The following is a 22248-nucleotide window of genomic DNA, read 5'->3' as shown; positions in this document are numbered from 1 at the left end:
CACCCGGCCCCGCCGCGGAACCTGATCGGGAGCCGCCCCGCCGTCGCCCCGTGGTCCCGGGACCGACGGCGGCCCGGCACGGGGGCTGTGGGTCGGACGGCGGTGCGGTTGCGGCGGGCCGTGGGGCAGGCGGTGTTGCGGGTCCCTGCGCGCGGGGTATGAGGCGGGCGGTGCGGCCTCGGCGGGCCGTGGGGCACCCGGCCCCGCCGCGGAACCTGATCGGGCGACGCCCTGCCGCCGACCCGGCGAGCGGGGCAGAGGGCGGCCCGGCACGGGGCTGTTGGTCAGTCGGAGGTGCGGCACTGAGGGCTGTGGGTCCGGCGGCGGTGCGGCTGCGATGGACTGTGATGGAGTGCGGCCATGGCGGGCCGTGGGGCAGACGGTGTTGCGGGTCTCTGCGAGACAGGAACCGGACGGGCGGTGCGGCCTCGGTCGGCCGGGGGCGGACGGGCGGTACGGCCCCAGTGCGCGGTGGGTCAGACGGCGGTGAGGCTCCGGCGGGCCATGGGTCAGACGGTGCTGCAGGTCTCTGCGGGTCAGGAACCGGACGGGCGGAGCGGCCTTGGCCGGCCGGGGATCGGACGGCGGTGCGGGCCCGTCGGCCCGGGGGTCAGACGGCCGTGCGGCCGCCGTCCGCGGGCAGCACCGCGCCCTGGACGAAGCTCGCGGCATCGCTGGCCAGGTAGGCGATCGCCTCGGCGATCTCCTCCGGTGCGGCCGGGCGCCCGGCGGGGGCTTCCGCGGCCAGGGCGTCGAGGGCCTCACCCATGCCGACGGTGCTCTCCGTACGGGTCGGACCGGGCTCCACGGCGTTGACCCGCACCCCGTGGGGGCCGAACTCGGCGGCCCACGCCTTGGTCAGCAGGTTCAGTGCCGCCTTGCTCGACCCGTACAGCGCCATCCCGGAGACGCCGTACTCCGCGACCATGGTGCTGACGTTCACGATCGCGCCGTGCCCGCGTGCGGCCATCGCCGGGGCGAGGGCCGCCACCAGGTGGAACGGGGCCTTCACGTTCAGGTCGTAGACGGTGTCCACCTCGTCCTGCGGCACCTGCTCCGTGGGGCCGAACGGGTACACGCCGGCGTTGTTGACGAGGATGTCGACCCGGCCGCCGCCCGCGCCGACGGCTTTCCCGGCCAGTTGCCGCACCGACTCCGCGGTGCGCAGGTCGGCGGCGACGAAGTCGGCCCTGCCGCCGCGGTCGCGGATGCCGGCGACCACGGCCTCGCCGCGGGTGCGGTCCCGGCCCGCGACCAGGACGTGCGCGCCCCGCTCGGCGAGCAGCGCCGCGGTGGCGGCTCCGATGCCGCTGGTCGCTCCGGTCACCAGGGCTACGCGTCCGGTCAGTTCAAAAGGACCGATGAGTGTCGTTCTCCGCGGTGAGACAAGATCCGGTACGAGATTCCGTTCCGCCTCATCGGCACCTCCGCCGCCCGCCATGAGGCAGGGCGGCGGCGGATCGTGCGGCCAATGGTGGGACTTGTGTCGGCTCGTCGTGAGGCGCCTGGCGCAGGTGGGATGAACGACAGGGGCCGCGTCCGCATGACCACCAGCGAGGGACCGATGACCGAAACACGCGAGAACCAGGGAAGCGCCACGTACGACGTGATCGTGCTGGGTGCCGGTCCGGTCGGCCAGAACGTCGCCGACCGCGCCCGCGCCGCCGGACTCACCGTCGCCGTCGTGGAGCGGGAACTCGTCGGCGGTGAATGCTCCTACTGGGCGTGTGTCCCCAGCAAGGCGCTGCTGCGGCCGGTCATCGCCGTCGCCGACGCCCGACGCGTGGACGGCGCCCGCCAGGCCGTCACCGGCCGGCTCGACACCGACCGGGTCTTCGCGCGCCGCGACCACTACGTCGCCGACTGGGACGACAGCGGACAGACCGAGGGGGTCAAGTCGATCGGCGCGGACCTCTTCCGCGGGCAGGGCCGGATCGACGGTCCCCGCCGGGTCACCGTCACCCGTGACGACGGTGCGCGGCAGACGCTCACCGCCCGGCACGCGGTGGCCATCGCCACCGGCAGCCGGGCGGCCCTGCCCGACATCCCCGGCATGGAGGAGGCACGGCCCTGGACGAACCGGCACGGGACCGACTCCAGTACCGTGCCGGCCCGGCTCGCCATCATCGGCGGCGGGGGAGTCGGCGTGGAGATGGCCACCCTCTGGCAGGGCCTCGGCTCCCGGGTCACGCTGCTCGTCCGACGCCGCCTCGTCCCCCGTATGGAACCGTTCGCGGGCGAGCTGATCGAACGCGGCCTCACCCGGGCAGGCGCGGACGTACGGATCGGCGCGCAGGTCACCGCGCTGCGCCGCCCGGATCCCACCGGACCGGTCACCCTCACGCTCGACGACGGCAGCGAACTGGAGGCCGACGAGGTCATGTTCGCCACCGGCCGCACCCCCGCCACCGACGACATCGGCCTGGACACCGTCGGCCTCACCCCCGGCTCCTGGCTGGAGGTGGACACCACGTGCCTCGTCCGCGGCGTCGACGGCGCATGGCTCTACGCCCTGGGCGACGTCAACCACCGCGCCCTCCTCACCCACGAGGGCAAGTACCAGGCCCGTACCGCGGGCGACGCCATCGGCGCCCGCGCCGCCGGCCGCCCGGACGACGCCGACTGGGGCGACCACGCCACCACCGCCGACGAGCACGCCGTCCCCCAGGTGTTCTTCACCGACCCCGAGGCGGCCTCCGTCGGCCTGACCGCCGAACAGGCGGCCGCCGCCGGCTACCGCGTCAAGACCGTCGACCTCGACTTCGACGCGGCCCAGGGCGCCGACCTGTACGCCGACGACTACGAGGGCCACGCCCGGATGGTGGTCGACCTCGACCGCGAAGTCCTCCTGGGCGTCACCTTCGTCGGCCCCGGGGTCAGCGAACTGCTCCACTCGGCCACCGTCGCGGTCGCCGGCGAGGTACCGCTCAAACGGCTCAGGCACGCCGTCGCCTGCTTCCCGACCGTGAGCGAGATCTGGCTCTTCCTCCTCGCCGCCTACCAGAAGGACCGCGGCTGAGTCCCGGCGCCTGCCGCCCACTCAGCCGGACACGCTTGATCGGCGCCCGGTCGCGGCCGGTCGGCCACGCCGGCCGGCATTCAGGGGGCGGGCCGTGCGCCCGGCGGCGCTTCCGTGCCGCACGGGTCTTACGGCTCCTGTGCGTGGGCCGTCGTCCGTACCGCTCTGAGCGTGCCGTCCGGCCCCGGGATGATGGCCACGCCCGTGCTGATCCGGCCGAGGGTCGTCCGCAGCCATGCGCGGTCCTCCCCGGTGGCGGGTTCCAGCCGCATCCGCCGGGCCCGCAGCGGCACCATGCGCAGGTCCGCGAGCCGTCCCGTGGCCGCCGTGAGCGAGGGGAAGTAGGCGATCCGCAGGTCGTCGCGGTACTGCTCGTAGCCGGAGATGCCCTCGTAGTCGTCGATGAAGTCGCCGCAGCCGTACAGGATCAGCCGGTCGCGGTACACCTCGACGGGACGGGGGTGGTGCGAGGAGTGCCCGTGGACGACGTCGACACCACCGTCGACCAGAGCGCGGGCGAAGCGGATCTGCTCCCGGGGGACGTGGTAGCCCCAGTTGGACCCCCAGTGCACCGAGACGACCACGAGGTCACCCGGAGACCGCGCCCGCCGGACGCGCTCGACGACCGCCGCGGCCGCCTCCGCCGTCGCCGCGGGGACGTACGCGACACCGGCGAGGTCCGCGGTCGCCGCCCAGCTCCCCGGTATGCCGCTGGACGTCATCCCCAGGGCGAACACCAGCACGCGGACCCCGTCCGCGACCGGGCACACCGCGGGCGCGTACGCCGACTCCGCGTCCCGGCCGGCGCCCGCCACCGGCAGTCCCGCACCCGTCAGGGAGTCCAGGGTCTCCAGCAGCCCCGCACGGCCGAAGTCCAGCGTGTGGTTGTTGGCCAGGACGCAGACGTCGGGCCGGGCCACCTCCAGGGCGGGCAGGTTGGCCGGGTGCATCCGGTAGTGGACCTCTTTCTCCGGCGCGAACGCGTCGCCGCGAGTCACGGACGTCTCCAGATTCACGATCCGTAGGTCCGGGGCGGCGGCCGCCAGCACCGGCAGGGTCTCGCCCCACGGCCACGCCGGTGGGACCGGGGCGGGAATCGGGCCGCTCGCCGCCTCCGCCAGCTCGACGTAGGACCGGGCGTCGTGGACCCAGGCCTCCCGCAGGGCCGGATCACCGGGGCACGGGAGGATCTGGTCGACGCCGCGGCCGAGCATCACGTCGCCGCACAGGAACAGCGTCACCACGCCGCCGCGCATACCCCCACAGTAGTGGCCGGACGGCACGTCACCGCCCGGTGCGGCTACCTGCGCCGGCCACACCGCCGCCGGCCGGCCGGGCGCGGACACGACCAGGACGCACGGTCGCTGATCAGACCCAGTCCGATGGCGAGCAGCCAGGAGTCCTTCGCGAGCGGGATGCCCTGCTGGGTGGGCAGCGGGCTGCCCTTGGCGTGGGTGCCGGGCGTGCGCAGGTAGAGCCCGACCAGGCCCGAGGAGAACGCCGTCAGCCCCGCCCCGGCGATGCCGCTGGGCACCAGCGGTGTCAGCAGCGCCGCGCCCAGTGTCACCTCGGCGGTGCCGAGCAGCCGGGTGAAGCGGTGGGGAGAGAGCCTGCTCAGGAGCGGGTAGGCGTGGGTGGCCATCGCGTGCAGACCCTCCTCCGTCTGCTCGTCCGCCGAGAGCTTGCCCAGACCCGAATGGAGAATGAACGCCCCGGTCGCCAGCCGTGGAGCGATGTGGTGGGCCTTCAGTGGCAGTTCCATGGGTTCCTCCCGCCGCGGGGTCAGGCGTGGTCGACGAGTTGCGCGAATCCGCGCCGGCGTGCGCAGTTGGCGCAGCAGAAGAAGCGTCCGTCGGCCTGGAGACCGTGGCCGAGGATGCGGCATTGGCAGTTGTCGCAGGTCGGGGCGATCCGCTGGGCCGCGCATTCGAGGCTGTCGAAGATGTGGACGGCGTTGCCCGTGCGTACCTCGAATGCCATCTCGTAGTCGTTGTCGCAGACCTCGCACACTGCCATGAGCCTTCACTCCTCGCTGTGCCGGACCGGTGCCCCGGCGTCGGATCGGGCCGCGGATCCCGAGAGTCGGGTCGCGTATCCCGAGCCGTATTCCACCAACGGCACCGGTCGGACCGGCCGCCGCGGCACAACCACTCCGACGGACCCCACGCTCCACAACCCCGGCCGGTGCGTATCAGCGGCCCGCCCTCCGCCGGGCGACCTCGGCGAGCGTGGCCCAGTCGCGCTCGGACCAGCCCGCCGCGACGGCTTCGAGCAGGGCGTCCCGTACGAGGCTGCCGGTGGGCAGGGCCAGGTCGTGGCGATGCGCCGCCGACAGGGCGAGGCCCACGTCCTTGAGCCCGAGCCGCGGCGTGAACCCGGGGGGCTCGTAGCGCTGTTGGGCCATGAGCCCGCCGTACGTGCCGTAGACCGGTCCGGGGAACAGCGTCCCGCTGATCAGCTCGACGAACGCTGCGGCCTCGACGCCGTACGACTCCACCAGCGACGTCGCCTCCGCGGTGGCCTCGACCGCGGCGGCCAGCAGGAAGTTGACCGCGATCTTGACCACGTTGGCCCGTGCCGGGTCGTCTCCCAGTTCCCAGATCCGCCCGGCCAGCGGTTCGAGGACGGGGCGTGCCAGGTCCAGTGCCTCGGGGGCGCCGGCGGCCAGGACGTTCAGCTTTCCGGCCGCCGCCACATCGGCCCGGCCCAGCACCGGCGCCGCCACGTATCCGATGCCCCGCTGCGTGTGCCGCTGTTCCGCCTCGGAGGCGAAGCCGGCCGACACCGTCGCCAGGTTCACGTGCACGCGGCACTCGGAGCCGTCCAGCACCCCGCTGTCCAGGATGAGCGACCGGATGCCGGCGTCGTCGGACAGCATGCTCATCACCACGGGGAGTCTGAACACCTCCGCGAGGTCCGCCGCGGCCTCCGCTCCGTCCGCGCGCAGTTCCTCGACCGCGGGCCGCGACCTGTTCCACACCACCACGCGGTGCCCGGCGGCCAGCAGCCTGCGCGCCATCGGACGGCCCATCGTGCCGAGCCCGACGAACCCGATCCCATCCATCCCTGTGGCTCCTCTCCCGTGCCCGGTCGGTCCGTGCGGACCATCGGTCACACCGGGTGGCGATCATCTTGCTCTCGGTGTGGTCCGGCAGGCCGTCATGACCGCCCACGCGCCACCGAACGGCGCAGTTGGGACTCCGTCACCCGACGGACGGGGATCGTCGTCCGTGCGGCCCGCTCGTGCAGTCGAGCGCGAACCGGGCTGAAGTCGTCGGCGAGATCACGCGCGCATACGGCGCGGAGGCGCGGCGGTGGCGGAAGAGCACAGAGGGCGCCCGCACGCGGAGGCGGTGCACCGGCCTCTCGCACTCGGTGAGCCCGGGCCCCTCGTGGGGCGGCTGCACCGCGCCGACGCGCGGATGGGCGAGTTGCGGCGGACGCCGGCGGTGCGCATCCGGGGCACCTTGGCGCGGGCCATGCGCCGAGTGGGCGTCCGGGCATGGAGGAGGATCCCCTGCTGACCCGCCAGGGTGCGGGTCAGCACGGGGTGCGGCGGCATTCCTTGTTCAGCGTCCCGGAAGACCGCGACGGGACTGGGGGTGCGGGGAGTCGCCGGGTTCGGTCAGCGCTGGACCGTGATGCCCTTCGGGTTGAGGTGGGAGATGTTGCCGCTCTCGGTCCCGTCCGACGGGTCGATCACGCAGTCGATGAGCGCCGGGGTACCCGAGGCCAGGGCTTCCCGCAGGGCGGTGGCGACCTCGTCGGGTGTCGTCGCCTGGTAGCCCTTGCCGCCGAACGCCTGGATCATGAGGTCGTGGCGGGCCTTGAGGGCGGTCGGCGCGGGGTCCGCGGAGGTGGAGGCCTCGTCGCCGCGGTAGACGCCGCTGTTGTTGAGGACGACGGTGACGATGGGCAGGTTGTAGCGGCAGACGGCCTCGATCTCCATGCCGCTGAACCCGAAGGCGCTGTCCCCCTCGATGGCGACCACGGGGTCTCCGGTCTCGACGGCGGCGGCGATGGCATACCCCATGCCGATGCCCATGACGCCCCAGGTACCGCTGTCCAGCCGGTGGCGCGGGGTCCGCATGCCGATCGTGTTGCGGGCCAGGTCGAGCGCGTTGGCGCCCTCGTTGACGACGTAGGCGCGGGGGTTCTCCGCCAGGACGTCGCGGATCACCTGGAGCGCGCCGAGGAACTTCATCGGGTGCGCGGTCTTCGCGGCATCGAGGCGCTTGGCCATCTTGGCCGCGTTCTGCGCGGAGCGCGCCGCGAGTTCCTCCCGCCACTCCTGCGCGGCCGGGATCCGGCCGGGCTTGCTCCGCTCGACCAGGGCCTCCATCACCGACGCGACGTCACCGACGAGCGGGGCGGCGATGGGCTGGTTGCTGTCCATCTCGGTGGCCGCGATGTCCACCTGGATGAACTTGGCGGACGGGTCCCACTGCGGTGCCTCGCCGTGCCCGAGCAGCCAGTTCAGGCGCGCGCCCACGAGCATCACGACGTCCGCCCTGCGCAGGGCCAGTGACCGGGCGGTGGCCGCCGACTGCGGGTGGTCGTCGGGCAGCAGGCCCTTGGCCATCGACATGGGCAGGTAGGGCACGCCGGTCGTCTCGACGAACTCCCGGATCTGCTCGTCCGCCTGCGCGTACGCCGCGCCCTTGCCGAGGACGACCAGGGGCCGCTCCGCGCCGGCGAGCAGGTCGATCGCGCGGTCCACGGCCGCGGGTTCCGGCAGCTGACGCGGCGCCGGGTCCACGACCTCCCACAGCGACGCGTCGCCCCGCTCCTTGTCGAGGACCTCTCCGAGCACCGCGGCCGGGATGTCGAGGTAGACCCCTCCGGGACGCCCGGAGGCCGCGGTGCGGATCGCGCGGGCCACCCCGCGGCCGATGTCCTCGGCCCGGTGGATCCGGTAGGCGGCCTTCACGAAGGGCTTCGCCGCCGCCAGTTGGTCCATCTCCTCGTAGTCGCCCCGCTGGAGGTCGACCAGGTGGCGCTCGCTGGATCCGGAGATCTGGACCATGGGGAAGCAGTTCGTGGTGGCGTTGGCGAGGGCCACGAGTCCGTTGAGGAAGCCCGGGGCGGAGACCGTCAGGCAGATGCCCGGCCTCTTCGTGAGGAATCCGGCCGCCGCCGCCGCGTGCCCGGCGTCGCTCTCGTGGCGGAAGCCGATGTAACGCATGCCCGACGCCTGCGCGACGCGCGCCAGATCGGTGATCGGGATGCCGACGACGCCGTAGATGTTCTTGACGCCGTTGCGCTTGAGCGCTTCGACGACCAGGTGGATCCCGTCGGTGAGAGCGGCCGGATCGTCCGTGTCCCCCAGCCCTGTTTCCGGCAAGGAAGCGTTGGTCATGGTCGGGATCCTCCCTGAACGTCACGAATGGCTTCGGGAATACTGTATTCAGTATCCCCGAGGTTGGAGGCGCTAGCAAGGATTCGCGTGGGGCGGTGTTCTTGGCCCGCGTCCCGCGGAGCCGTCGTGTGATCGCGAGCCGCGGCGGACCGGACGTCAGTGCGGCGTGTCGCCGCCGCATTGTCAGTGACATGCAGGAAAATGCCGCGGGAAAGAGAGATCAACATCGCCCGAGCTGGGTAAGTGATCTTCAGTCCCAGCATCGAGGAAGGCCCCCGCTGATGCAGTCCATATCCGGCCCGGCCCACGCCGTCGTCCTGCACCACCACAGCCGTGCCGGTGCCGCCCTCAGCCCCACGGGTGCTGACCTCCTGCGCATCATCTCCGACCCGGCCACGCTCGTGTTCCTCACCGTGCACGCGGGCGGACGCCGCAGGTACAGCTACTGGCAGCCGTTCGACCGCCGCACCGGCCGGGGAAGCTGCTACGTGGCGTTGCCCACGGACATGTGCGACATGCTGCACTCCAGCGGACGGATCACGCTCGGCGAGCCCCTCGTCGACTCCACCAGGACCACCTACCGCGTCGGACCCGCGGACACCCCGGTCGCGCCGCGCCGCCCCCTGCGGACGAGCGCCCTCGCGGCATGACCGAGGGGGCCGGCGGTACGGGCTGCCGGCCCCCTCGGTCGTGCCGCCGCGTCGGACGGCGTCGTGTCGTGGATCCTGTCCGGTTCATCGCGTCGCGCCCGGTCCGGCGTGCCGGATCCGCGGTGGCGCGCCGAGCCCCCGTCCGTGCGCGCGGGCGCGCGTGCTCAGTTCCCGAGGCCGCTCTTCGGCCGTTCCTTGGCGGCTCGGGCCTTGCCCCGGGCCTCCAGTGCGGCTCCCTTGGCCGCCGTGGTCTCGTTGTGGAGCGCGTGCGCCACCTTCCTCACGGCCTTCCCGACCAGCTGCTCGGTCGTGGCCCTGGCCTTCTCTCCGGCGCTCATGTCGGTCCTTTCCCTGGCGCTCACCCACCCGCCTGCCCGCGACCCCGGGGCGAAAACCGCCCGTCGCGAGGGTGGGCACCCGGTGACGCCGGTGCCGTCCGGCATTCCGCGACTCCTGGGTGATGTGAACTGGGTCACAGTCGGTGTGAGTCCTGTGCGGGGCGGTGCGTCGGTAGACTGTAGACGAAAGTCAATCTCACTCCCAGGCTCGGTCGGGCCGCTGATCAGGGGATGGAAGCCATGCTCTCCGCGGGTTTGCCGAGCGGAACCGTGCCGAAGCTGGAGCGGCCGGGTCCGCTGCGCGAGCGGGTCTACGAGGCCCTCCTCGAACTCATCATCACCCGGGTGCTCAAGCCCGGTCAGCACCTGATCGAGACCGAGCTCGCCGGGCAGCTCGGCGTCTCCCGCCAGCCCGTGCGCGAGGCGCTCCAGCGGCTCAACACCGAGGGTTGGGTCGATCTGCGCCCGGCCCAGGGCGCGTTCGTGCACGAGCCCACCGAGGACGAGGCCGACCAACTACTCGTCGTACGCGGACTGTTGGAGGCCGAGGCGGCGCGGCTGGCGGCGGCCGGGGCCGGAGACGAGGCGCCGGCGCGGTTGCGCGAGCTGTGCGAGGAGGGCGAGCGGGCCCTGCGGTCCGACGACGTCGACGCGGTGGTCGCCGCCAACGCCGCCTTCCACTCGTACGTCATGGAACTCGCGGCGAACTCCGTGCTCGCCGAACTGTCCGCGCAGGTGGACCGCCGCATGCGCTGGTTCTACACGCCCATCGCGCGGACCCGCGGCGAGCACTCCTGGCGCGAGCACCGCGAGTTGATCGACGCGATCGAGGCGGGGGACGAGCAGCGCGCGCAGCGGCTGATGCGGGCGCACACGGAGCAGACCCGCGTCACCTACCACGAGCGTGCCGGCTCCGAGGAGTGACGCCGGGCGCGGCCACGCGCCTGCACCGAACGGCCAGGGGGCGCCACCGCGAAGGTGGCGCCCCCTGGCCGTCGAATCAACGCGTCGACCGCCGGGTGGTCACCCGTCGGCCGGAAGCAGTCCGGCGGCCCTGGCCCAGCGGTACTTGGCGCCGAGAGCGGCCACCGGCTGTTCGGTGGTGTAGGGGTAGGCGACGACCCCGCGCTCGAAGAGGTAGGCGCTGGCCGCCTCCACCTCGGTGTCCCCGGCGAGCGAGGCCACCACCGGCTTGTGGATCCCCTTGGCCCGCGCCTCGGCCACCACACGCGCGGTCAGTTCGGCGAAGACCATCGGCGGGGTGACGATGGTGTGCCAGTAGCCGAGGATCAGGGCATGCACCCGCGGGTCCTCCAGACCGAGGCGGATCGTCGCCTCGTAGGTGGAGGGCGGCTCGCCACCCGTGATGTCGATCGGGTTCCCGGCCGCGCCGAACGGCGGGATGTACCGCATGAACGCCTCGTCGAGGTCGTCCGGGATCTCCATCAGCCTCAGCCCGTTGTCCACGCAGGCATCGGAGAGCAGCACGCCGGAGCCGCCGGCGCCGGTGATGATGACGACGTTCTCACCCTGCGGGGTGGGCAGGACGGGCAGCGCCCGCGCGTACTCGAGCATCTCGTGCAGGCCCGGGGCGCGGATCACGCCGGCCTGCCGCAGGATGTCGTCGTAGACGGCGTCGTCGCCGGCCAGGGCTCCGGTGTGGGAGCCGGCGGCCTTCGCTCCGGCCGAGGTGCGCCCGGCCTTGAGCACCACGATCGGCTTCTTCGGCACGGTCTCACGGGCGGCCTCGACGAACGCCCGGCCGTCCTTGAGGTCTTCCAGGTGCATCGCGATGCACTTGGTGTTCGGGTCCTCGCCGAAGTAGGTGAGCAGGTCGTCCTCGTCGATGTCCGACTTGTTGCCGAGGCCCACGATCGCGGAGACACCGGTCTTGGTGGTGCGGGCGAAGCCGAGGATCGCCATGCCGATGCCACCGGACTGGGAGGTCAGCGCCACCGGGCCCTTGACGTCGTACGGGGTGCAGAACGTGGCGCACAGGTCCTGCCACGGCGAGTAGTAGCCGTAGATGTTCGGTCCCAGCAGCCGTACGCCGTGTTCCCGGGCGATGGCGACGATCCGCTCCTGGAGTTCGTGCTCGCCGGTCTCGGCGAACCCGGACGGGATCAGGACGGCGTTGGGTATGCCCTTGGCGCCGACCTCCTCCAGCGCGGTGGGCACGAACTTCGCCGGGATCGCGAAGACGGCCACGTCCACCTCGCCCGGGATGTCCAGGACGGAGGCGTGCGCCTTGCGGCCCTCGATCTCGTCGGCCTTCGGGTTGACCGGGTGGATGTCGCCCGCGAACCCGCCGTCGATGAGGTTGCGCATCACCGAGTTGCCGATCTTGCCGGCCTCGGAGGAGGCACCGATCACCGCCACCGACCGCGGCTGCATCAGCCGTGTCATCGCCGTCAGGATCTCCTCACGGCTGTACTTCGGCCGCGCGGCCGGCGCGTTCTCGGCGAGGATCACGCGGATGTCGGCCGCGAGCGCGCCCTCCGGCGTGGCGATCACCGGGTTGAGGTCCACCTCGGCGATCTCCGGGAAGTCCGTGACCAGTTGCGAGACCCTGCGGATCTGCTCGGCCAGCGCCCCGCGGTCCACCGCGGGCGCGCCGCGCACGCCGCGCAGGATCTCGGCCGCCCCGATCGAGTCGAGCATGGAGGCCGCCTCGTCCTCGGCGACCGGCGCCAGCCGGAAGGTCACGTCCTTGAGGACCTCGACCAGCACCCCGCCCAGACCGAAGGCGACGACCTTGCCGAACGTGGGGTCGGTGACCGCCCCGATGATGACCTCCTGGCCCGGCGGCAGCATCTGCTGTACCTGCACGCCGGTGATCCGGGCCTTGGGGTCGTACTTCTTGGCGTTGGCGACGATCCGGTCGAACGCCGCACGCACCTCGTCCGCCGTGTGCAGACCGACGACCACCCCGCCGGCGTCGGTCTTGTGCAGGATGTCGGGGGAGACGATCTTCAGGACGACCGGCCCGTCGAAGGCGCCGGCGTGGGCGACCGCCTCGTCCGCGTCGCGTGCCAGGGCCTCGCCGGGGGTGGCGATGCCGTACGCGTCGGCGATCCGCTTGCCCTCGGGCGCGGTCAGGGCGCTGCGGCCCTCGGCGCGCACGATGGCGAGCACCTTCGCCACGGTGTCGCGGTCGGCTGAGGCATGGTTCAGGGGCATCGCTCAGATCACTCCGTTCGTCTTGAGGAGCTTCAGTTCCTCGTCGTCGAGGCCCAGTTCGCCGGCGTAGACCTCTTCGTTGTGCTCGCCGAGCAGCGGGGAGCTGGTGATGGTCACGGGGGAGTCGGACAGCTTCAGGGGCGAGCCGACGGTCTTGAAGGTGCCGCGCTCGGGGTGCTCGACCGGGACGATCATCTCGTTGGCGGCCAGCGACCGGTCCTCGATGATCTCCTTGGTGGACAGGATCGGGCCGCAGGGGATGCCGTGGGAGTTGAGGGCCTCAAGCACCTCCCACTTGGGCAGGGTGCTGCTCCACTCCTCGATCAACTGGAACATCTTGTCCAGCTTGGGCAGCCGGGCCTCGGGGCTGGCCCAGTCGGGGTCCTCGGCCAGTTCCGGGCGGTTGATCAGCTCGGTGATGGGCTTCCAGCCGGGCGGCTGCACCACGATGTACACGTAGTCGTTGGGGCCTCCCGGCGCGCACTTGACGGCCCAGCCGGGCTGGCCACCGCCGGAGGCGTTCCCCGAGCGCGGCACTTCCTCGCCGAAGTCCTCGTTCGGGTACTCGGCCAGCGGGCCGTGCGCCAGGCGCTGCTGGTCGCGCAGCTTCACCCGGCAGAGGTTGAGCACCGCGTGCTGCATGGCCACGTTGACCCGCTGGCCGCGCCCGGTGCGCTCGCGCTGGAAGAGCGCCGCGAGGATGCCGGCGACGAGGTGGACCCCGGTCCCCGAGTCGCCTATCTGTGCGCCGGTGGCCGTCGGCGGGCCGTCCTCGAAGCCCGTGGTCGCCATCGAGCCGCCCATGGCCTGCGCGACGACCTCGTACGCCTTGAAGGTGGTGTACGGGCCCTCGCCGAACCCCTTGATGGAGGCGTAGACGATCCGCGGGTTGATCTCCTGGATGCGGTCCCAGGTGAAGCCCATGCGGTCGACGGCGCCCGGTCCGAAGTTCTCGACCATGACGTCGGAGCGCCGGATCAGCTCGGTGAGCAGCTCCTTGCCGCGTTCCGTCTTGGTGTTGAGGGTGATGCTCCGCTTGTTGCAGTTGAGCATCGTGAAGTAGAGGGAGTCGGCGTCGGGGAGGTCCCGCAGCTGCCTGCGGGTGATGTCGCCGGTCGGCGCTTCCAGCTTGACGACGTCCGCACCGAGCCAGGCGAGCAACTGGGTGGCGGAGGGGCCTGACTGGACGTGTGTCATGTCGAGGACGCGCACGCCCTCAAGAGCCCTGGTCATGGGGATCACCTCACTTGTACACGGTTTGGTGCGTCTGGCCGTACGGGAGTCGCCGAGCCCTCCCTTCCTGGATGCCGGCGTTCTGAACACGGACGTCCTGAATCGGACGCGTCCTGCATACAGGCAACGAATACTGTATGCAATCATCGGCCGACCGAGTGGCGGCTGTCCAGTCGCCTGCGTGTGATTTTGCTCGGGCGGTGGATTCGCACACTTGGGGGTGGTCGGCGCTCCCGCTAGAGAGCATACTGTATGCAATCTGCGCTGGAAGTGACTTCAAGGGGCCGCCCCATGTCGTACCGCACCGCTCTCTCCCACGCCATGAGCAGCGTCATCGAGCCCGAGGCCGAACGGGTCCGCACGCACGGCGCGTTCCCCCGGGCCTCGGTCGCCGCGCTGGGGCACTCCGGACTGCTGGCGCTCACCGTCTCCGCCGACCTCGGCGGACAGGGACTCGGTCTGGCGGAGGCCGCCGAGGTGGTGGCCGAGGTGTCCCGGGCCTGCCCGGCCACCGGCGCCGTGCTCAGGTCCCACTACGCCGCCGTCGCGGTCATCGAGGCCCACGGCATCCACTGGGTGCGCCGGAAGATCGCCACCGGGCACCACCTGAGCACCCTTGCCCTGGCGGAGGCCGTCGAGTCCGGTGAGCACGGCGCGCCTCCCGGTCCGCCCTCGACAGCGACGCGCACGGGGGACGTGGTGGCGCTGCGCGCCCGGAAGCACAACGTGGTCGGGGCGGGGGAGGCCGACAGCTACGTGTGGTCCTCCCGGCCGGCCGACGGGCGCGACGGACTGACCCTCTGGCTGGTGCCGGCCGACGCACCCGGGCTGTTCGTGCCCGCACGCCCGGACGGGGAGGGTCCGCGCGGTAGCGCGTCGTCCACCGTCCGTGCCGACCCCGTCCTGGTGCCGGCGGGGGCGATGCTCGGGCCGAGCGGCGGCGGGATCAGCACCGTGCTGGGCGCGGTGCTGCCGTGGCTGGCCGCACTGCCGGCCCCGGGTGCGGCGGTCGCCCAGCCGGTCGGCGCCGAGGTGCGCGTGTAGCCGCCGGCTCGCGGTGTCTCGTGGGGCCTGGAACGGCGCGCTCCATGAGGCTGAACACTGTATACAAACTGTAAGTAGGCGATTATGCTGCGGAGCGTTGTCCGTGCACCGACCGGGTCGGCGGAAGCGGCAGTGCCGCTGGTCACCGCCTCTGCGCATCCGCAGACGAGGGGCAAGGGTTCATGTGTTCGCGAAACCAAACTCGTACGACAGCGGCGAGGGCCTCGCGCTCGACTTCCGCGCACGCCGGTAACTGGGGGCGATCATGACCACAAGCGTGAGTGACGTACCGGTGCGAGCCGCGATCAGCGCGATCGTGGCCGCCCATCGCGGCCAACGCGGCGCGCTGCTGCCGATACTGCACGCCATCCAGGCGGAACTCGGCCATGTGCCGCAGGAGTGCGTCGCGCTGCTCGCCGACGAACTCAACCTGTCCCGGGCGGACGTGCACGGGGTGGTCTCCTTCTACCACGACTTCCGCCGCGAACCGGCGGGCCGCACCACCGTGCGCATCTGCCGGGCCGAGGCCTGCCAGGCCCTCGGCGCGGACGCCCTGGTGGCCTGTACCCGCGACCGGGTCGGCCTCGCACCGGGGGAGACGGCGGCGGACGGCTCGGTCACCGTGGAACAGGTCTTCTGCCTCGGCAACTGCGCGCTGGGGCCGTCCATCCAGGTGAACGACGCCCTGCACGGACGCGTGAACGTGGAGCGCCTGCGCTCGATCCTCGACGAGGCGGTGTCGCCGTGACGATGGATTCCCGCTCTCCGGTGACGGTGTACGTTCCCCGCGACTCGGCGGCACGGTCCGTGGGAGCGGACGCGGTCGTGGACGCCCTCCGACAGGCCACCGCCGGCCAGGACCGGCCGATCGAAGTGGTGCGCAACGGCTCCCGCGGCATGCTCTGGCTGGAGCCGCTCGTAGAGGTGGCGACACCCGCCGGCCGGGTCGGCTACGGACCGGTGACGCCCTCGGACGTGGAGGGCCTCCTCGCCGCGGGCCTCCTTGACGGCGGGGACCATCCGCTGCGGCTCGGCGTCGTCGACGAACTGCCGTGGCTGGCACGGCAGAAGCGGGTCACGTTCGCCAGGATCGGGATCACCGACCCCCTCTCCACCGACGACTACCTGCGGCACGGCGGCCTCGCCGGGCTGCGGTGCGCGCTGGGGCTGCCCCGCGCCGAGGTGATCGCCGAGGTCACCGAGTCCGGCCTGCGCGGCCGGGGCGGCGCGGGATTCCCGGCCGGCGTCAAGTGGAAGACCGTCTCGGAGTGCTCCGACGAGCTGAAGTTCGTCTGCTGCAACGCCGACGAGGGCGACAGCGGGACCTTCGCGGACCGCATGGTCATGGAGGGCGACCCGTTCATGCTGATCGAGGGCATGACGATCGCCGCGCACGCGGTCGGGGCACGCGAGGGCTACGTCTACATCCGCTCGGAATACCCCGATGCCGTGGCCACGATGCGCGCCGCGATCGACATCGCGCGCGGGAACAACTGGCTCGGAGAGCGGATCCTCGGCTCCGACCTCACCTTCGACCTGCACGTCCGGGTCGGCGCCGGCGCGTACATCTGCGGCGAGGAGACCTCCATGCTGGAGAGTCTGGAGGGCAAGCGGGGCATGGTCCGCTCCAAGCCGCCCATCCCCGCGCTGGAGGGACTCTTCGGCAAGCCGACCGTCGTCAACAACGTCCTCACCCTCGCCACCGTGCCGGTGATCATGGCGCGCGGCGCGAAGGCCTACCAGGAACTCGGCGTGCAGCGCTCGCGCGGCACCCAGGTCTTCCAGCTCGGCGGCAACATCGCACGCGGGGGCATCGTGGAGACGGCGTTCGGCGTCACCCTGCGCGAACTGGTCGAGGACTACGGCGGCGGCACACTCTCCGGACGCCCGGTGCGCACGGTGCAGGTCGGCGGACCGCTGGGCGCCTACCTGCCGGCCTCCATGTTCGACCTGCCGATGGACTACGAGGCGTTCGCCGAGGCCGGCGCGATGCTCGGCCACGGCGGCGTCGTGGTCTTCGACGACACCGTGGACATGGCCGCGCAGGCCCGTTTCGCGATGGAGTTCTGCTCCGTGGAGTCGTGCGGCAAGTGCACGCCCTGCCGCGTCGGTTCGGTACGCGGGGTCGAGGTGATCGACCGGATCGTGGCGGGCGAGGACCGCGACGACAACCTCGCCCTGCTCGAAGACCTCTGCGAGCTGATGACCGACGGTTCGCTGTGCGCCATGGGCGGGTTGACGCCGATGCCGGTGCGCAGCGCCATCACACACTTCTCTGACGACTTCCTCGCCCGCGACGCACGCACGGCGGTGCGCACCGCGCGGACGAGCGGCGCGAGGACGGAGGACACGGCATGACCCTTCTCAAGGAACCCGACTTCGGCACCCCCGAAAGGCCCGGGGAGCCGACCGTGTCGGTCGAAGTGGACGGACTGCCCGTCACGGTCCCCGAGGGCACGTCGGTGATGCGCGCGGCGGCGCTCGCCGGCATCGACATACCCAAGCTGTGCGCCACCGACAGCCTCGACGCGTTCGGATCCTGCCGGCTGTGCGTCGTGGAGATCGACGGCCGCAGGGGCACCCCGGCGTCCTGCACCACGCCGGTCGCCGACGGCATGCGGGTGCGCACCCAGACGCCCAAGGTGGAGAAGCTGCGCCAGGGCGTCATGGAGCTGTACATCTCCGACCACCCGCTGGACTGTCTGACCTGCCCGGCCAACGGCGACTGCGAGTTGCAGGACATGGCCGGCGTCGTCGGCCTGCGCCAGGTCCGGTACGGGTATGAGGGCGAGAACCACCTGGACGCCGAGGCCGACCGGAGCAACCCGTACTTCGACTTCGACCCGTCCAAGTGCATCGTCTGCTCCCGCTGCGTGCGGGCCTGCGGCGAGGTGCAGGGCACCTTCGCGCTGACCATCGAGGGCCGGGGATTCGACTCCAAGGTCTCACCCGGCGCGGGCGAGCTGTTCATGGACTCCGAGTGCGTCTCGTGCGGCGCGTGCGTCCAGGCCTGTCCGACGTCGACGCTCCAGGAGCGGTCGGTCGTCGAACTCGGCATGCCGACCCGCTCGGTCGTCACGACCTGCGCGTACTGCGGCGTCGGCTGCTCCTTCAAGGCGGAGCTGCGCGGTGACGAACTGGTCCGGATGGTGCCCTACAAGGACGGCGGGGCGAACGAGGGGCACTCCTGTGTGAAGGGCCGCTTCGCCTTCGGCTACGCGACCCACCCCGACCGGATCCTCAAGCCCATGGTCCGGGAGAGGATCACCGACCCGTGGCGCGAGGTCGAGTGGGACGAGGCCATCCGCACGGTCGCCCGGGGGATGCGCTCCATCCAGGAGCGCCACGGCTCCGGCGCGATCGGCGCCATCACCTCCTCGCGCTGCACCAACGAGGAGGTGTACGTCGTCCAGAAGATGGTCCGCGCGGCCTTCGGCAACAACAACGTCGACACCTGCGCCCGGGTCTGCCACTCCCCGACGGGATACGGGCTGAAGCAGACCTTCGGCGAGTCGGCGGGCACACAGGACTTCCGCTCGGTGGCCCAGGCCGACGTGATCGTGGTGATCGGCGCCAACCCCACCGACGGCCACCCGGTCTTCGCCTCGCGGATGAAGCGCCGGCTGCGCGAGGGCGCGCAGCTCGTCGTGATCGACCCGCGCCGCATCGACCTGGTGCGCTCACCGCACATCGAGGCGGCACACCACCTCCAGCTCACCCCGAGCACCAACGTCGCCGTCATCAACGCCATGGCGCACGTGGTGGTCACCGAGGACCTCGTCGACAAGTCCTTCGTGGCGGACCGCTGCGAAGGGTTCGACGAGTGGGCGGAGTTCGTCTCCCGCCCCGAGAACAGCCCGGAGGCCACCGAGCCCATCACCGGTGTGCCCTCCGAGGAGCTGAGGGCCGCCGCCCGGCTGTACGCGCAGGCGCCCAACGGGGCCATCTACTACGGGCTCGGCGTCACCGAGCACAGCCAGGGCTCCACCATGGTCATGGGTATGGCGAACCTGGCGATGGCGTGCGGCAACATCGGCCGTGACGGCGTCGGCGTCAACCCGCTGCGCGGACAGAACAACGTGCAGGGCTCGTGCGACATGGGTTCCTTCCCGCACGAGTTCACCGGCTACCGCCATGTCTCCGACGACGCGGTCCGCACCGTCTTCGAGGACCTGTGGGGCCGCACGATCCTCGCCGAGCCCGGACTGCGGATCCCCAACATGTTCGACGCGGCGATCGACGGCTCCTTCCGGGGCCTGTTCGTGCACGGCGAGGACATCGCCCAGTCCGACCCGAACCTCAAGCACGTCACCGCCGCGCTCGAGGCCATGGAACTCGTCGTGGTACAGGACCTCTTCCTCAACGAGACGGCCAAGTTCGCCCATGTCTTCCTGCCGGGCGCCTCGTTCCTGGAGAAGGACGGCACGTTCACCAACGCCGAACGCCGGGTCAACCGGGTGCGCGCGGTGATGAAGCCGAAGACCGGCAAGCACGAGTGGCAGATCGTCGGCGAGATCGCTGCCGCCATGGGCTACCCCATGGAATACGACCACCCGTGCCAGATCATGGACGAGATCGCCCAGGTCACCCCGACCTTCCGCGGTATCTCCTACGCCTCCCTCGACAAGCTCGGCAGCATCCAGTGGCCGTGCAACGAGGAGGCGCCGGAGGGCACGCCGACCATGCACGTGGACGCATTCGTCCGCGGCAAGGGGAAGTTCGTGGTCACCACCTATCTGCCGACCAACGAGCGGACCACCTCCCGCTTCCCGCTCGTCCTGACCACGGGGCGCATCCTGAGCCAGTACAACGTCGGGGCGCAGACCCGCCGTACCGGCAACGTGGCCTGGCACCCCGAGGACCTGCTGGAACTGCACCCGCACGACGCCGAGGTGCGCGGCATCGGCGACGGCGACATGGTGACGCTGACCAGCCGCGTCGGGGAGACGACCCTGCGGGCCCAGGTGTCCGACCGGATGCCGCCGGGGGTCGTGTACACCACCTTCCACCATCCCGTGACCGGCGCCAACGTGGTGACCACGGAGAACTCGGACTGGGCGACCAACTGCCCGGAGTACAAGGTGACCGCCGTGCAGGTCGGACTCGCCCACCCGCTCGCCGGGCACGCAGCCGATCGGCTCCGGGACGACCGGCATGCGGTGGTGGACTGAGATGGCGGGCGCCGTGCCACCGGAACAGCGGATGGCGAACGACATCGCCGCGGCCTTCGGGCACCTGCCGGACGAGCAGGCCGCCGAGGCGGTCGCGGGACACATCCAGCGGTTCTGGGACCCGAGGATGCGCGCGAGGCTGGCCGAGTTCGTCGACGGGGGAGCGGAGGGACTGTCCCCCGTGATCGTCGCCGCGCTGAAGCCGGCCGTCCGAACGGACGAGGCCGCCGGCGACTGACCGGTCCGTTCCCGACACCACCGCCTCATCTCCCCTCGTGGCGACGGGGAGATGAGGTGGTGGTCCGTGTGCGGCGCCGCGGGGCGGAGCCGGTGGCGGCGGCCCGGCTCAGGCGGGTACGGCTCCCGGCGCGGCGCCGTTCAGTGCGTTGCTGCCCTGTGAACTGCACTGCGCCAGCAGGTCGGTGGCCGCGTGGACGGCGCGCAGCGTGGGCGCCTCCGCGCCGGTGATGTCGGCGAGCTCCACCACCGCGGTCACGATGGCGTCGAGTTCGAGCGGTTTGCCGGCCTCCAGGTCCTGGAGCATCGAGGTCTTGTGGTGCCCGACCCCCTCGGCGCCGCGCAGCCTCTTCTCGATCGATATGTCCGGCGTGCTGCCCACCCGCGCCGCGATGTCGAGGGTCTCCTCCATCAACTGGACGACCAAGCGCCGGGTTTGAGTGTGTTGGCAGATCTCGGCCATGGTTGCCCTGGTGAGCGCGCTGAGCGGGTTGAACACGACGTTGCCCATCAGCTTGATCCAGATGTCGTCGCGCAGGTTCGGTTCGACCGGGGCCTTCAGCCCGCCGGCGATCAGGGCCTGGCTCAACGCCGCGCAGCGTTCGGAGACTTGGCCCCCGGGCTCGCCGAGGGAGAACCGGGTGCCCTCCAGATGCCGGATCACTCCGGGGGACTCGATGACGGTCGCCGGGTAGACGACGCAGCCGATGGCCCTCTCCGGCGCCAGGACGGCACTGGTGGCGCCGTCCGGGTCGACCGCCTCCACCCGCCGGCCCTCGTAGGGCCCGGCGAGCTGGTGGAAGTACCACCACGGAATGCCGTTCTGGCCGGCCACGACGGCCGTGTGGTCGGCGAGCAGCGGCTTGATGAGCGGCCCGCACGACGGGTAGGAGTGGGCCTTCAGGCCGAGGAAGACGTAGTCGACCGGACCGATCTCGGCCGGGTCGTCCGTGGCGTGCGGCCGGGCGACGAAGTCTCCACGGGGGCTCAGCACCCGTACTCCGTCGGCCCGCATGGCCCGCAGATGATCACCGCGGGCGACCAGGTGCACCTCGGCGCCGCCCCGGTGCAGAGCCGCCCCGACGTACGCGCCGATCGCACCGGCTCCGAGGACCGCGATCTTCACGATGGACTCCTCTCAGTAGGAGGCTGGATACTGTATGCAATACCGCTGTGCGGTGTCCAGGGTTCAGGGGGAGGCCATCGTGCGGGGCGGGGAGCCTCACGTCCAGCTATTGCATACAGTATTCAGTTGACTTTATGCTCGCAGAGCCGCCGACGCTTCCGTGAGCGGCTTTGGGAGGCCACTTCAATGGACCTGTTCGAGTACCAAGCACGAGATCTCTTCGCCAAGCACGGTGTGCCGGTGCCGGCCGGCGAGGTCGTCGACACGCCCGAGGCCGCCCGCGCGGCGGCCGAGCGGCTGGGCGGCCGGGCGGTCGTCAAGGCCCAGGTGAAGGTCGGTGGCCGCGGCAAGGCCGGTGGCGTCAAGCTGGCCGCCACCCCGGACGAGGCCGTCGCCCGCGCGACGGACATCCTCGGCATGGACATCAAGGGCCACACGGTCCAGAAGGTGATGCTGGCCCCCACGGCCGACATCCGGGACGAGTACTACGTCTCGTTCCTCCTCGACCGCACCCACCGCACCTTCCTGGCCATGGCCTCCGTCGAGGGCGGCATGGACATCGAGGAGGTCGCCGCGACCAAGCCCGAGGCCCTGGCGACGGTCCCGGTGGACGCGCACGAGGGCGTGACGGAGAAGAAGGCCCGCGAGATCGTCGAGAAGGCCGCCTTCCCGGCCGACGTCGCCGACCAGGTGGCCGGGGTGCTGCGGCTGCTGTGGCAGGCCTTCGTCGCCTCCGACGCGCTCCTGGTCGAGGTCAACCCGCTGGTCAGGTCCGGCGAGGGCGAGATCGTCGCTATCGACGGGAAGGTGTCGCTGGACGACAACGCGGAGTTCCGTCACCCCGAGTTCGAGGAGCTCCACGACCGGGCCGCGGCCAACCCGCTGGAGGCG

19 protein-coding genes are annotated in these 22248 nt (G+C 71.7%); 9 read left to right on the top strand and 10 right to left on the bottom strand.

Annotation, left to right across the window (positions count from 1 at the left end):
• Window positions 1-610: 610 nt before the first annotated feature.
• On the bottom strand, window positions 611-1348 hold the full coding sequence (locus tag ACWEK3_RS13490; RefSeq protein ID WP_453249769.1) for an SDR family NAD(P)-dependent oxidoreductase: 738 nt from the start codon (window positions 1346-1348) through the stop codon (window positions 611-613).
• Between the two features lie 216 nt (window positions 1349-1564).
• On the opposite strand from ACWEK3_RS13490, the gene ACWEK3_RS13485 reads away from it, so the two are divergent.
• Window positions 1565-3019 (top strand): dihydrolipoyl dehydrogenase family protein, encoded by a 1455-nt coding sequence (locus ACWEK3_RS13485; protein WP_453249768.1) that lies wholly within the window; start codon window positions 1565-1567, stop codon window positions 3017-3019.
• A 128-nt stretch (window positions 3020-3147) separates the two neighbouring features.
• Here ACWEK3_RS13485 and ACWEK3_RS13480 read toward each other — a convergent pair whose 3' ends face one another.
• The 5 genes from ACWEK3_RS13480 to oxc all read right to left on the bottom strand — a co-directional run bounded on the left by ACWEK3_RS13480 (window position 3148) and on the right by oxc (window position 8378).
• Entirely contained in the window at window positions 3148-4275 is a 1128-nt protein-coding gene (locus ACWEK3_RS13480; protein WP_450537886.1) for a CapA family protein, read from the bottom strand.
• Between the two features lie 44 nt (window positions 4276-4319).
• Window positions 4320-4781 carry a hypothetical protein gene (locus ACWEK3_RS13475; protein WP_453249713.1) on the bottom strand — a complete coding sequence of 154 codons (462 nt, stop codon included), beginning with the start codon at window positions 4779-4781 and terminating at the stop codon, window positions 4320-4322.
• A gap of 20 nt (window positions 4782-4801) precedes the next feature.
• Window positions 4802-5035: a hypothetical protein gene (locus tag ACWEK3_RS13470; RefSeq protein WP_361413975.1), complete on the bottom strand. Its 234-nt coding sequence runs from the start codon at window positions 5033-5035 to the stop codon at window positions 4802-4804.
• A 175-nt stretch (window positions 5036-5210) separates the two neighbouring features.
• Window positions 5211-6083 (bottom strand): NAD(P)-dependent oxidoreductase, encoded by an 873-nt coding sequence (locus tag ACWEK3_RS13465; protein WP_453249712.1) that lies wholly within the window; start codon window positions 6081-6083, stop codon window positions 5211-5213.
• A 561-nt stretch (window positions 6084-6644) separates the two neighbouring features.
• Window positions 6645-8378, bottom strand: coding sequence for an oxalyl-CoA decarboxylase (gene oxc / locus ACWEK3_RS13460; protein ID WP_453249711.1), 1734 nt, complete (start codon window positions 8376-8378; stop codon window positions 6645-6647).
• Between the two features lie 281 nt (window positions 8379-8659).
• Between oxc and ACWEK3_RS13455 the strand changes: the two genes are divergently transcribed.
• Complete coding sequence (locus ACWEK3_RS13455; protein ID WP_450537889.1) at window positions 8660-9028, top strand: hypothetical protein; 369 nt, start codon at window positions 8660-8662, stop codon at window positions 9026-9028.
• A 164-nt stretch (window positions 9029-9192) separates the two neighbouring features.
• Here the strand turns inward: ACWEK3_RS13455 and ACWEK3_RS13450 are convergent, their stop codons facing one another.
• Window positions 9193-9366 carry a hypothetical protein gene (locus ACWEK3_RS13450; RefSeq protein WP_361413987.1) on the bottom strand — a complete coding sequence of 58 codons (174 nt, stop codon included), beginning with the start codon at window positions 9364-9366 and terminating at the stop codon, window positions 9193-9195.
• 240 nt (window positions 9367-9606) lie between these two features.
• Between ACWEK3_RS13450 and ACWEK3_RS13445 the strand changes: the two genes are divergently transcribed.
• Complete coding sequence (locus ACWEK3_RS13445) at window positions 9607-10290, top strand: GntR family transcriptional regulator (RefSeq protein WP_450537891.1); 684 nt, start codon at window positions 9607-9609, stop codon at window positions 10288-10290.
• A gap of 99 nt (window positions 10291-10389) precedes the next feature.
• On the opposite strand, the gene ACWEK3_RS13440 is transcribed toward ACWEK3_RS13445, so the two are convergent.
• Together ACWEK3_RS13440 and frc are read right to left on the bottom strand one after the other, a co-directional pair.
• On the bottom strand, window positions 10390-12546 hold the full coding sequence (locus tag ACWEK3_RS13440; protein WP_450547340.1) for an acetate--CoA ligase family protein: 2157 nt from the start codon (window positions 12544-12546) through the stop codon (window positions 10390-10392).
• 3 nt (window positions 12547-12549) lie between these two features.
• Entirely contained in the window at window positions 12550-13779 is a 1230-nt protein-coding gene (gene frc, locus ACWEK3_RS13435; RefSeq protein ID WP_361413995.1) for a formyl-CoA transferase, read from the bottom strand.
• A 291-nt stretch (window positions 13780-14070) separates the two neighbouring features.
• Between frc and ACWEK3_RS13430 the strand changes: the two genes are divergently transcribed.
• The 5 genes from ACWEK3_RS13430 to ACWEK3_RS13410 all read left to right on the top strand — a co-directional run bounded on the left by ACWEK3_RS13430 (window position 14071) and on the right by ACWEK3_RS13410 (window position 20232).
• The gene (locus ACWEK3_RS13430) at window positions 14071-14823 is read left to right on the top strand and encodes an acyl-CoA dehydrogenase family protein (protein WP_453249710.1); all 753 of its coding nucleotides are present in this window, start codon (window positions 14071-14073) and stop codon (window positions 14821-14823) included.
• Window positions 14824-15100: 277 nt separating this feature from the next.
• On the top strand, window positions 15101-15571 hold the full coding sequence (locus ACWEK3_RS13425) for a formate dehydrogenase subunit gamma (protein ID WP_450547342.1): 471 nt from the start codon (window positions 15101-15103) through the stop codon (window positions 15569-15571).
• A gap of 2 nt (window positions 15572-15573) precedes the next feature.
• Window positions 15574-17181, top strand: coding sequence for a formate dehydrogenase beta subunit (locus ACWEK3_RS13420; protein WP_450547347.1), 1608 nt, complete (start codon window positions 15574-15576; stop codon window positions 17179-17181).
• Entirely contained in the window at window positions 17178-19994 is a 2817-nt protein-coding gene (fdhF, locus tag ACWEK3_RS13415; protein WP_453249709.1) for a formate dehydrogenase subunit alpha, read from the top strand. Before ACWEK3_RS13420 ends, fdhF begins: the two co-directional genes overlap by 4 nt.
• The gene (locus tag ACWEK3_RS13410; protein ID WP_450547344.1) at window positions 19978-20232 is read left to right on the top strand and encodes a formate dehydrogenase subunit delta; all 255 of its coding nucleotides are present in this window, start codon (window positions 19978-19980) and stop codon (window positions 20230-20232) included. The genes fdhF and ACWEK3_RS13410 overlap by 17 nt, the downstream gene beginning before the upstream one ends.
• A gap of 108 nt (window positions 20233-20340) precedes the next feature.
• On the opposite strand, the gene ACWEK3_RS13405 is transcribed toward ACWEK3_RS13410, so the two are convergent.
• Window positions 20341-21357, bottom strand: a complete 1017-nt coding sequence (locus ACWEK3_RS13405; protein ID WP_450547345.1) for a 2-dehydropantoate 2-reductase — start codon at window positions 21355-21357, stop codon at window positions 20341-20343.
• 186 nt (window positions 21358-21543) lie between these two features.
• Here ACWEK3_RS13405 and ACWEK3_RS13400 point away from each other — a divergent pair.
• A partial coding sequence (locus tag ACWEK3_RS13400) for an ATP-grasp domain-containing protein (RefSeq protein ID WP_453249708.1) occupies window positions 21544-22248 on the top strand: 705 nt, incomplete at its 3' end.

The organism is Streptomyces sp. NPDC004721 (assembly GCF_053601495.1).
The sequence above is the reverse complement of the archived record's forward strand: the minus strand, read 5'-3'. Positions and strand labels throughout refer to the sequence as shown.